This window comes from Terriglobales bacterium, from assembly GCA_035764005.1.
In the GTDB taxonomy this organism is placed as follows: domain Bacteria; phylum Acidobacteriota; class Terriglobia; order Terriglobales; family Acidobacteriaceae; genus Gp1-AA112.
This window is the reverse complement of sequence record DASTZZ010000111.1, coordinates 92,810-104,549: the sequence shown is the minus strand read 5'-3', so window position 1 is coordinate 104,549 and position 11,740 is coordinate 92,810. Positions and strand designations below refer to the sequence as shown.

Annotated in this window: 10 protein-coding genes; 8 read left to right on the top strand and 2 right to left on the bottom strand. The window is 56.1% G+C overall.

Going from position 1 to position 11,740, the window contains the following annotated elements:
* Positions 1–106: 106 nt before the first annotated feature.
* The 4 genes from VFU50_18550 to VFU50_18535 all read left to right on the top strand — a co-directional run bounded on the left by VFU50_18550 (position 107) and on the right by VFU50_18535 (position 4,387).
* Complete coding sequence (locus VFU50_18550; GenBank protein HEU5234864.1) at positions 107–1,069, top strand: sugar phosphate isomerase/epimerase; 963 nt, start codon at positions 107–109, stop codon at positions 1,067–1,069.
* Entirely contained in the window at positions 1,066–1,947 is an 882-nt protein-coding gene (locus VFU50_18545) for a sugar phosphate isomerase/epimerase family protein (GenBank protein HEU5234863.1), read from the top strand. Before VFU50_18550 ends, VFU50_18545 begins: the two co-directional genes overlap by 4 nt.
* A gap of 3 nt (positions 1,948–1,950) precedes the next feature.
* On the top strand, positions 1,951–2,970 hold the full coding sequence (locus tag VFU50_18540) for a Gfo/Idh/MocA family oxidoreductase (protein ID HEU5234862.1): 1,020 nt from the start codon (positions 1,951–1,953) through the stop codon (positions 2,968–2,970).
* A 166-nt stretch (positions 2,971–3,136) separates the two neighbouring features.
* Complete coding sequence (locus tag VFU50_18535) at positions 3,137–4,387, top strand: Gfo/Idh/MocA family oxidoreductase (GenBank protein HEU5234861.1); 1,251 nt, start codon at positions 3,137–3,139, stop codon at positions 4,385–4,387.
* Positions 4,388–4,550: 163 nt separating this feature from the next.
* Here the strand turns inward: VFU50_18535 and VFU50_18530 are convergent, their stop codons facing one another.
* Positions 4,551–5,522 (bottom strand): DMT family transporter, encoded by a 972-nt coding sequence (locus tag VFU50_18530; GenBank protein HEU5234860.1) that lies wholly within the window; start codon positions 5,520–5,522, stop codon positions 4,551–4,553.
* A gap of 237 nt (positions 5,523–5,759) precedes the next feature.
* Complete coding sequence (locus VFU50_18525) at positions 5,760–7,190, bottom strand: cation-efflux pump (protein HEU5234859.1); 1,431 nt, start codon at positions 7,188–7,190, stop codon at positions 5,760–5,762.
* A gap of 100 nt (positions 7,191–7,290) precedes the next feature.
* Here VFU50_18525 and VFU50_18520 point away from each other — a divergent pair, with 100 nt between their 5' ends.
* The 4 genes from VFU50_18520 to VFU50_18505 all read left to right on the top strand — a co-directional run bounded on the left by VFU50_18520 (position 7,291) and on the right by VFU50_18505 (position 11,689).
* Positions 7,291–8,469: a peptidyl-prolyl cis-trans isomerase gene (locus VFU50_18520; GenBank protein ID HEU5234858.1), complete on the top strand. Its 1,179-nt coding sequence runs from the start codon at positions 7,291–7,293 to the stop codon at positions 8,467–8,469.
* A 2-nt stretch (positions 8,470–8,471) separates the two neighbouring features.
* Positions 8,472–9,548 carry an NAD-dependent epimerase/dehydratase family protein gene (locus VFU50_18515; protein HEU5234857.1) on the top strand — a complete coding sequence of 359 codons (1,077 nt, stop codon included), beginning with the start codon at positions 8,472–8,474 and terminating at the stop codon, positions 9,546–9,548.
* Positions 9,549–9,840: 292 nt separating this feature from the next.
* Positions 9,841–11,166, top strand: coding sequence for a hypothetical protein (locus VFU50_18510; protein ID HEU5234856.1), 1,326 nt, complete (start codon positions 9,841–9,843; stop codon positions 11,164–11,166).
* 94 nt (positions 11,167–11,260) lie between these two features.
* A complete protein-coding gene (locus tag VFU50_18505) occupies positions 11,261–11,689 on the top strand; it encodes a VOC family protein (GenBank protein HEU5234855.1) in 429 nt (142 codons plus the stop codon).
* Positions 11,690–11,740 lie beyond the last annotated feature (51 nt).

Here is an 11,740-nt window from a genome sequence, read left to right as displayed (position 1 = left end):
CCAAATCGTCTGCCACGTGTCGCTGCTGGGACGAAATAGACTTCAGCAGAGCTGGAGCGGTATCGTTGTTGGTTGGTCATAAGGTTCCGAGGAGGACTGTAGAAGAATGTCTTCTTTTTCGCGTCGTGATTTTTTAGGCGGGCTCATTGCAGCGGGAGCGGTGGCGGCATTGCCGATGCCCGCGCTTGCCGCGTTCGAGCCGCTGTATCCGCCGATGGATCTTTCCTATTTTGACACTCCGATTTCGTCTGCACCGGCCGATATCAAGATTGGATATGCGTCGATTACCTGGGGCGGTAACGATCGGCAGGCGATTGATGACATCGCGTCCCTTGGCTATGCGGGCATTCAACTGCGTTCGAATGTGGTGAAGGAAATTCCCGACCCGAACGAAGTAGCCAGACTGCTTGACCAGCACCATCTCACGTTCGTCGCGCTCTCGAGTGGCAGCATAAATATGGAGTCGCCCGACGAAAAAGCTGAGATTGCGAAGCACAGCGCCAATGCCAGGTACATGCATGATGCGCATGGGCTCTACCTGCAAATGATCGACATGCGTCCCAAACGCGAAGCCACCGCCGACGACTACAAGAAGCTTGGCCGGATGCTCACGGAAATCGGCAAACGCTCTGCGGACCTGGATGTGAAGCTTGGATATCACAATCACATGGGATCGCTGGGACAAAGCCCGGAAGAAATGGATCGCGTGATGGATGCGAGCGACCCGCGTTACGTGAAGCTCGAGCTCGATATCGCGCACTGCGTGCAAGGTGGCGGCGATCCGGTAAAAGCAATTCAGAAGTACAAAGATCGTCTGCTGTTCGTGCACATCAAGGATGTTGAGAGCATCCCAAAAGAGGAATCAAGGCGCGGGCGCGATTACCGCTTCGTCGAACTCGGCCGCGGACGCGTCGATGTCGCGGCAAGCTTCAAGGCACTCGAAGACAACAACTTCCGCGGCTGGGCTGTGGTTGAACTTGATGCCGTTCCCGATCCTTCGCGAACACCAAAGGACTCTGCATTGATCAGCAAGAACTATCTTCATGACCGTGTGGGAGTCAGCCTATGAACTCCCAATTTCGCGTCGCAGTTATCAACGATGAGATCAGTCAGGACTTCGGGCACGCAGTCGATGTCGCCTCGCGCGAGTTCGGTATGAACTGGATCGAGCTGCGCGGGATGTGGAACAAGAACATTCTGAAGCTCGATTCCAAGGAGATCGACGAAGCTCGCCAGATTCTCGAAAAAGCAAAGATGCGGGTGACGGATATCGCCAGCCCGGTTTTCAAAGTTGACTGGCCGGGCGCACCGCCCTCGAAAGAGCGCGAGCGGCACGACACCTTCAATGCCGATTTCACATTCAAGCAGCAGGACGAGCTGTTGGAGCGCGCGTTCGAACTGGCGAAGGCCTTCAACACCGATCGCGTACGTATCTTTGATTTCTGGCGGCTTGACGATCAGGCTCCCTATCGCGCCGCAATCGACGACAAAATGCGCGATGCGGCCGACAAAGCTGCGAAGAAAAAGATCATTCTGGTTCTTGAGAACGAGTTCGCCTGCAACACGGCTACCGGCGCAGAAGCTGGGCGTCTGCTCTCTGCCGTAAAGGCGAAGAACTTCATGGTCAATTGGGATCCGGGCAATGCGGCGATGCGCGGTGAGAAGGCATTCCCGGATGGGTACAACGCCTTGCCAAAGGAACGGATCGGCCACGTCCATTGCAAAGACATCCAGAACAAGCCCGACGGTTCGGGCAAGCAGTGGGCTGCCATGGGTCGCGGGCTCATCGACTGGACCGGGCAGTTCAAGGCGCTCAAGCAGCAAGGCTACAAATACGCGACCAGCCTCGAGACGCACTGGCGCGGCGGCGGGACTCCGGAGGAATCTACGCGTCAGAGCTGGGCAGGCATGAAAGAAGAGCTGCAGAAAGCCGGAGCGCTTTCCTAAACAATGCTTCACGCGGGCTTCACCGGCGGCGGAAACATTACGGAGACTCACATCCGCGCCGCCGCTGCCGCTGGGCTGAACATCGCTGCGATCTACGGAACAAATTCGGCCAAGGTCGGGACGCTTGCTCAGAAATACGGCGGCGAACCGTACAGCGACTTTGATCGCTTCCTCTCGCATCGACCGCTGGATATCGTGATGCTCGGCAGTCCGTCGGCTCTTCATTCCGACGAAGGCATTGCCGCCGCGCAGTGCGGCCTGCATGTGCTCACGGAGAAGCCGATCGATGTGACGGTCAAGCGCGCAGATGCACTGATCAAAGCGGCACGCGCTGCCGGCGTAAAGCTCGGAGTCTTCTTTCAAGACCGCCTCAAGCCCGACATTCTGCGCGTGAAGGATTGGATCAATTCGGAAAAACTTGGGCGTCCCATTTTGGTCGAAGCCGCAGTGAAATGGTATCGTCCGCCAGAGTATTACTCCGGATCGAAGTGGCGCGGCACGCTTGCCCTCGATGGCGGCGGGGCATTAATGAATCAGGGGATTCATACCGTCGATCTGCTCATCTATCTGCTCGGCGATATCACGCGCGTGCAATCAGTCACAAAAACGGCACTCCATCACATCGAGAGCGAAGATACTTGCGTTGCGACTCTGGAGTTTGCGAATGGAACAGTCGGCGCGCTGCATGCGACTACTGCGGCTTTCCCCGGCTATCCTCGACGGGTTGAGATTACCGGAACCGAAGGCACGGTTCGCATTGAGCAGGATCGCATCACGCGTCTCGATCTGCGCAATCCGTCCGCCCTCGCAGATGAGATCGAACCGGCAGACCAAAACGCCAGCGCAAGCTCTCCAGTCGTGGGCGACATTCGCGGACACCAGCGAATCATCGAGGACTTCGTGCAGGCAATTGAAACCGGTCGCGATCCCGTGTGCGGCGGCGAAGAAGGTCGGCGAAGCGTGGCGGTGGTGGAAGCGATTTACCAGGCCGCGCGCGTGCGAGATGCGGTTGGGTGCAGTTAACGGAACCGCCGGCGGTAGCCGGTGGGCCGGAGCTGGCCGAGAAGGCCAGCTCCGGGTTGAAAGAGTAGCGCGGAACCTCATGATCGCGCAGCCGCAAAAGACACGGCTGCCCCACCGGCTACCGCCGGCGGTTCCGTAACAACGCAGTCATAATCCAGGAGGCACTATGTCAGACACATCTATTGCGCGGCGTGACTTTATAAAGCAGGCTGCCCTCGGCACCGCTGCATTCATGCTGTATCCACCGGCGCGCGTGCTGGGCGCCAATGACCGTGTGCGCGTCGGCATGATCGGCGTTGGCGGACGCGGCAGCGAGTTGCTCAAACAGATTACCCGTGTGCCCAATGTGGAACTCGTCGCCATGGCCGACATCTACACACGCCGTCGTGAGGAAGCCAAAGCCAAAGTTCCCAACATCCAGACCTTCGACGATCATCGCAAGCTCCTCGACCAGAAAGATATCGACGCGGTGATCGTGGCCAGCCCGCTGCACATCCATGCGCGTCATTTTGTTGACGTAATCGCGGCCGGCAAAGACCTCTATACCGAGAAGACGATGACGTGGTCGATTCCGGAAGCGGAAGAGTGCCTGCGCGCCGCGAAGAACTCCGATCGTATCGTTCAGCTTGGCCTGCAGCACGAAAGCGACGGCTCACTGGCCGATACGAAGAAGTGGATTAAAGATGGAATCGTCGGCAAAGTGACCATGGTCGAATCGTGGATGAGCCGCAACACTCCGCACGGCAAAGGGCAGTGGGTGCGTCCGATTCCGTCGGACTGCAATCAGGAGAACATCCGCTGGGAAGCGTTCCTCAATGGACGTCCATCGCAGCCGTTCGACGCGAACAAATTCATCAACTGGCGTCTGTTTTGGGAATTCTCCGGCGGCAACATTACTGAGAACATGGTTCACCAGATCTCCTGGATCATGAGCGCGCTTGATCTGCCAGTGCCGAGTGCTGCGACGATGTCGGGCGGCGTGTTCTCAGAGAAAGACGGACGCGAGGTTCCCGACACCATCGCCGTCACGCTCGAATTTCCGCAGGATATCGTAGTGATCTGGCAATCCACGTTCAGCAACAGCCACTACGGCCTGGGCGAACACATCCTCGGCAGCGATGGCACCATCGAGCACGTCTCGGGCGAGCAGAATATGGTCACCGGACGCTCGGAGTCGGCCACGCGCTACTATCCCGAAAAGGTGAACCGTAAAGACGGAGCCGCGCTCACCGGCGAGACTCCCGATCAGAATCACATGCAGAACTGGATCGACTGCGTGCGCTCGCGCAAGCAGCCGAATGCGCCGGTTGAGATCGGATATCTCTCGGCCGTCGCGGGCCACATGGCCAATCTGGCCTATCGCAACAAGCGGCGCGTTACTTGGGATGAGGCGAAGTCGATGCAACAGGAGTATTAGTCGGCTGTTCTGTCATTCCGAACGCCTGGTTTTGGCGGAGAAATCCCTATCGACTCCTACGCATCCTAACCTCGAACGCATGGGTGCAATAGGGATTCCTCACTCCGGCTCACGCAAACTGCGCGTGAGCCTGTTTTCGGAATGACAAAGGCCAACGGCCCCACTACACACTCCTTTCCCGCTTCCTTTCACCGCGCTCAGGCAGTTGAATCACCACTGACTGGCTCAGCACCAGCGCCATCCCGACAATCTGCCACACACGCAAGCCCTCACCTGCAAAAGTTGCCGCGAGCACGCTGGCGAACACTGGCTCGAGACAGCTAGTTACGATCGCGCTGGTCGGATCAAGCAGGCGAAGTCCTCCGAGATACAGAGCGAATGGCAGGAGCATCGAGATGATTGCAAATCCGAAAAGAAACAACCATTCGCGTTCGGAGTAATGCTGGGCTGCGACGCGCCATGGAGGATTCACGATCAGCCAAAAGATCGTTGAGAAGAGAAGCGCATAAAAGAGCACCAACCAGCGGGAAAACTGCTTGAGCAGATCAGCGCCGATAACGTTGTAGAACGAGTAGGAAAACGCGGCACCCAGCGCCGCAACGATTCCGATGGTGCTTGCCTTTAGATGAGCCTGCGGCGCGGTAAGCGCGACTAGTCCACATCCTACGAATGCCAGCACCACGGCCAAACTGCGAAGCCACGATATGCGCTGCTGTCTCGCCACGACTGTGTATGCATAAACCCAGACTGGAGCGGTGTACTGCACCGTGATCGCGGTTGCAACGGTGCTCTTGGCGATTGCGTAGTAATAGAAGAAGTTGGCGCCGCACAGGCCCAAGACTCCCATAGCTGCGCATTTCCACAGCGTGCGACGGCTGGCGCGTAACGTTCCCACTCCAGGACCGGCAGCGACGAGTGGAAGCAGGACGAGTACGGCGAAGGTCGATCGCGCCTGCGAGAGGATGAGAGGATCGATGCTGGTTCCGTGCAGCCAGCTTTGTCCGTTGAAGACAACTTTGCCGACCGCCGCCGAAGCTCCGTAGCAGAACGCTGCGGCAGCGATGAGCAGGTAGCCTTCGATTTTTGCGGCGCTAAGCCTGGAGCATCTGTTCGAGTCGCTGGGGATCGAAGCCAATCATCACCTGGTCGCCAACAACGATGGTAGGAGTGGAACGGCTCTGATATTTTCCGACCAAATCTCGGACAGCCGAGTAGTCGCGCGAAACGTCTCGTATTTCGAAATCGATTCCTCTCTCCGAGAGGAAGGCCTCGGCAGTGCGGCACGGCGGTCAGCCAGGCTGGCTGAATACTACGACTTTATGTTTTTGCATATACCGTTAGTTTCGCTCCCGGGTTTGGAGTTTGTCTGCAATCATCTTCGATTATCCGTCTGCGGTTCGGTATGGATGAGTACCTTGAAAAGCTCTGGAGCAGCCTGCTTAAAACGAATTTCCAACGCCGTTGAAATATCGTGAACGCGCGCCAGCGACAGATCGTCTGGCAAGGTAGTGTGGCAAGAGAGATAGATGCGATTCCGCACTCTCTTCAAGACAATCTCATGCAAATCGATAATCTCAGGAAATTCTCTCTCGACTATGTTTCTGAGCTTCTTCTCCAGAGAAGCATCGTGAAACGTGGCATCGCCGGTTTCGATGGTCGCCGAGTCGCTCTCAATGTGCGTAAGGATCGAATCGATCTCGGGAACTTCGCTGCGCATCTCTGACTCGAGGACGGTAACGAAGTCGTGGGCGTCCTTCAGGGACATACGCTCATCCAGTTCCAGATGCTGCTCGACATGCAATTTCCCGTTCAGGTCCTGAACGTTGACGTCGTGAACGCCAAGATTATGCCGCGCCGCTACTGCATGGATGCGATCGAAAATACTTTCTGCTCCAGTGGCTCGGGGAAGCGTACGAATGGTAACGTCGGCATCGGGAAGCACGCTGTGAACGGCATCGGTCACGGATGATGCCATGCTCTCGGAATGCTGCAAGGTTGCATTGCGATTCAGCGCGACCTGAACTTCAGCGAAGTATCTATTGCCAGCGCGGCGAACCCGAACACGATCGACATCGAGCACGCCATGGATGTCGGCCACAGCTCGTATGATCTGGCCGCGAACCCCGGTCGGAGCCGCATCGAGCAAGGCATCTATCGTCTGCCGCGCCAACCGCGAACTTACATAAATAATGACGCCTGCGACGGCCAGCGCTGCCAAGGGATCAGCCACGCGCAGCCAGGGAATGCCCATGCGATGGCCGACCCATACCAAGGCGAGTCCGATTACGACTACGCCGCTCGACCAAATGTCTGTCGTGAAGTGCAGGGCGTCGGCTTCGAGGGCTTGGCTGTCATATCGAACAGCGGTTTTACCCAACGCGCGAGAACGCCAAAAGTCCACAGCCATCGAGAGAAATAGAACCGCGAATGCTGCGATCGAGGGCTCGATCGAGACGTGATGGAAGAAAAGCCTGCGCACCGCTTCACTGAGAATCCATATGCACGTTACAAGCAGCAGGCCAGTCTCGATGAAAGCAGAGAAGTTCTCAACTTTGCCGTGGCCGTATTGATGGTCCGCGTCAGCGGGCTTATCCGAAACACCAACCGAAAAGAACGTTATAACCGCCGCGACCAGGTCGAGCCCAGAATGGGCCGCCTCTGAAATGAGTCCCAAGCTGCCGGTTGCGATTCCGACGAAAATCTTGAGCGCGGTAATCCCCACGGCAGCGATGACGGAATTGCGCGCCACTGAACGCTTTTCGCTCCGTACGCTGTCGGCGCCCGAGATGTAAGAGGTGGCCATCTGGCTGGTACCCTAATGTTATACGGCCGTCTTACTCAGAGGCACAGCATTCGTTTTGCCTGTGCTAGCATCGATTTTCCCCGTTCATCGTGGAGGCATCTTGATTCAGCGTCATTCGCTCTTCTTCTGTACATACGTTCTAGCCGGCGCGTGCTTTGCCTTTGGACAAGCAGCTCCCGGTACGACGGCTCCACAATCTGCGCCTACACAAAGCTCAACTACACCTTCGACGATTCCTGCGTCACCGGTCGCTCCATCCATTGCGAGCGTGCCCGAGAGCACACCAGTGATTACGATCGATGGCATCTGCGACATTTCCCTCAATGGAACCATAAAACCGGCCGCTCCGGCCCACTCGACGGTTTCCAGGAGCGCCAGCGCGAAGACCTCGGAGGTGCAGTCACCAAAGTCCTGCAAGACGCAAATTACGCGAGCGGAGTTCGAGAAGCTCCTGAAAGCTGTCGCTCCCAATGCGCCGGCTAACGTGAATCGACAAATCGCAACGCGATACGTGCAGCTTCTCACTGCGGCAAACGAAGGTGTGAAGTTGGGGATCAACAAAGATCCGGAATACGAAGAGCAACTCGCCATCGCGCGCTTGCAGGTGCTGGCGCAGACCGCAGAACGCAAGCTTCAGACCGAAGCTGCAAATGTGAGCGAGGCTGACGAGAAGGCGTACTACGATCAGAATCCTTCCGCTTTTGAAGAGGTAACGCTGACGAGGATTTTCATTCCCCGCAATCCGGCCACTCCAACGAATCCCGGAACTGCGCCTGCGCAGCCGGCCGCTGCTGATCCGCAGGCAATCGCCGACGAGGCTCACAAGCAGCTCGTCGCAGGAGACGATCCGGAAAAAGTTGAGAAGACGGCCTACGAACAACTGAAGAACACAACAACGCCACCCAGCACGAAATTCGGGTCGCGACGGCGAGGAAGTCTTCCCCCGGCTCAGGAAGGAAAGATTTTTACGCTCAACGCCGGCGACGTATCCGAGGTTTTCTCAGACTCCATCGGCTATACGATCTACAAGCTTGATTCCAAAAAGGAACTGCCGTTCGATCAGGTGAAGGACGACATCAAGCGTCGGCTCACCCAACAGCATCTCGCAGATTCGCGGCAGAAGATCATGAGTGCGAGCAAGGCGGAATATAACGACGTGTACTTCGGGCCTGAAGGTGCCGCCGCTCGCCCTATGATGCCGACGTCATCGCCAACGCGGGGTATTGGATCGGGGCAAGGCAATCCTCCGACTACGACCCAATCGCCCACGCCGAAATAGCTATGGCTTCCAAGAAGCCCGCATTGCTGGTAACTGGTGTCTCCGGAAGTCTCGGACGACGCCTATTGCCGCTGCTTCAAGAGTTCCACGTCATTGGGCTCGATATCGCTCCGCCTGAGGGAATCGAAAGCTCGATCGAATTTGAAAAGATCGATCTAGGGCAAGAATCGTCCTGCGGACGCATGGCGGCAATCCTGCGCGAAACACATGCAGTCGGCATTGTACATCTCGCCTTCGTTCTCGATCCGCTGCGCACGGGCATTCTCGATCGGGATCGCATGTGGCGCATCAATGTCGCTGGCACCGCGCGCGTTCTGGAGGCGATTGCCGAAGCCAACAGAATGGGTGCCAGTCTCGAGAAGCTGATTCACCTCAGTAGCGTGTCGGTCTATGGTCCCAATCTCAAACGTTCTGCGCGGGAAAATGACGAACTGAAAGCGCACACCCTCACCTACGCAGTTCACAAGAAAGAGGCCGAGCTCGCGGTCCAGGCACGCGTCCAGAGTCTTGGAGGGTGCGATGTTTACATTCTGCGTCCGCACATCTTCGCTGGAGCAACCGTTCAGAATTACATGATCGATTGCATTCGCGGCACGGCATACGGAGCAGGACGACTGGGTAGAATGCTGGCTCGCAGGAAAAGCAAATTGCCAATCATTCTTCCCATGGGCAAGCGCTTCACGGAGCACAAGTTGCAATTTGCCCATGTCGATGACGTCGCAAGAGTGATCGCATGGCTGCTGGCGAGGCCCAAGGCTTCCGATCCGCTCACCATTCTCAACGTCGCTAGCCGAGGCGATTCGCTCACTGTGGCTCAGTGTGCCGAAATCATTGACACTCCCGTAAAGCGTGTTCCCACGGTCACCATGTGCCGCGCCTTAATAAATACGATGTGGAACATGGGCGTCACGTCGATCCCGCCCGATTCATTCCCGTATTTGATTGGCAGCTATACACTCGATCTCTCGAAACTGCGCTCAATCCTCTCCGAAGATTACGAGCAAGTGATTCGATACAGCAATGAAAGCGCTCTGGCGGATAGTGCGACCGCGGGTGTCGCGCCGGACACGTCTTATTAGCTTGACGATTAGGCGAGACGAAGGTTCCAAAACTGCACTTAACTGCATCACGCTATCTTGGAAAACGCAAAGTTTTGCAGTATTTCGGCAACTCTCTTGACGCGGTAATCACCGCGTATTTCCATCCCTGATCATCCGCACCAAATGCATTTACATCCCGACCCGAGTAGCAGTATCGTAGGCGGGCTTGTCTACACACAAATCCGCTAAGGAGTCTAAGGTGTTCTTGAAAAAAGGATCTAGTCGCTCTGGCCAATTTTTGTCGGCTAGCAAGAAAATTGGTCTTTGTTTGATGTCGCTTGCGCTCTTTAGTTTTGCGGCATTCGCGTCCGATGATGACGTAGTGCCTGACAACTATCTAATGGGTATGCACGTAAAACATACGAACAATGCTGGTGGTTTGCACGGGAAGGGCAATATTCCTACTCCACATGGTTTTCCCGCTGGCGTGGATACACTCACGAACTTCACCGGTCATTTCGAAGCACAAGGAATCTACTTCGACGGTACTCCGCACCACATTTGGGAATACAGCATGGTCGGAAACGATCCGGCCCATGGGGGAACGACGGTTTTCAACGCTCCAGTGGTTCCGGTCTCGCTGGATCTTCGCAATTCCGATGGCTCGGTCCGTTACGTGAAAGTAGTCAACGGACAAACGGTCACTTGTGCGAATCCTGCGGATGGTTCCGCTCCTGCAGGATGCCAGCGTCTTTTCTCCGACGTCACCCCATTCGTACAGCCGTTCCTTAATGGCCCGGTCTTCCGCAATTCAATCTATAGCAGCAGCCAAGTTCCCACGCAGATAACCGATGCGGTCCAACGTGCCGAATTCGGAAATCACGCGCGTGCGGACTGGCACACTCTGTTAAGCCCTTCGTTGAAACCAGCCGAGGTCATGACAATCGTTCAACACGTGCCGACGAAAGATGATCCGCTTCCTGCGTATCAGTTCGCACTGAATCCGGACGGAACCTGCTGCCGGTTTGTACTCATTCAGGAAAGTGTATTTACGAGGCTGCTATTTCCACCGGCCGCTCCTGACAATTCGACCGTCATCGGTGCGGCCGAGGTGGCGGGGCGCATGACTCCGCAGGACATTTCTTCGTTCCTGTTTCCGAACGCGTATCTGTTTGGCAGCAGCACCAGCGATTGTTGCGTGCTTGGCTTCCACAGCTTTGATGTTGAAGCTGGAGACGCCGCCAATGGAAATCGCACGAAGTTCTATGTCATGAACTATGCGAGCTGGATCAGCCCAGGACTCTTCGGTGGTGGATTCCAGGATGTAACCGCGCACAGCCACGAAATCGCCGAAACGTTCAACGATCCATTTGTTGCCTTCGACGGTCTCCACAACGTGACGCCTTTCTGGCAAAACCCCGCCGGTCAGTGCCAGGACGTAATGGAAGACGGCGATGTGATTGAAGACTTGCCGCGTCCTACCTATCCGGTCACCATTGATGGCTTCACCTACCATCCACAGAACGAAGCGCTTTTGCCATGGTTCATGTTTGAAAAGAACTCGAGTGCCATTGACAACGCGTACAGCTATCCGGATGAGACGGTGCTCCCGCACTTGTCAGATCCGCAACCCTTGAATTGCGGACAGACGCAGTAACTTTAAATCGATACACGAGGGTGTCGCATTTACGACACCCTTGTTTTTATTACCAGAGACATCGTGCTACAACTTTCGACAAGGGAGTTCCAACATGGCACCCGATGTCCGCGGTATGACGCCGTTGCTCCAGGTATTTGACATGGCGACGTCACTCAACTTTTATTGCGATGTGCTTGGCTTTGAGATCGTGACGACAGACAGCAATACTGTCGCGCCGAATCACAATTGGGTGTGGCTTAGGCTTGGTGGAGCTGACCTGATGCTCAATACCGCATACGAGTACGAGAATCGTCCATCAATGCCCGATCCGCTGCGCATCAGCAGCCATGACGATACTTGTCTGTACTTCGGAGCGCCGGACGTCGATGCGGTTTATGAGCACCTGATTGCGCGCGGAGTTGCGGTTAAGAAGCCGCAGATCGCCTACTACGGCATGAAGCAACTTTACCTTCATGATCCGGATGGCTTCAATTTGTGCTTTCAATGGAAGGCAGAGGTCGCAACCAATACCTCGGCTTAACCGAATATTTCACCACGCATCCATGGAGGACAATTGAGAACTTCAGTACTG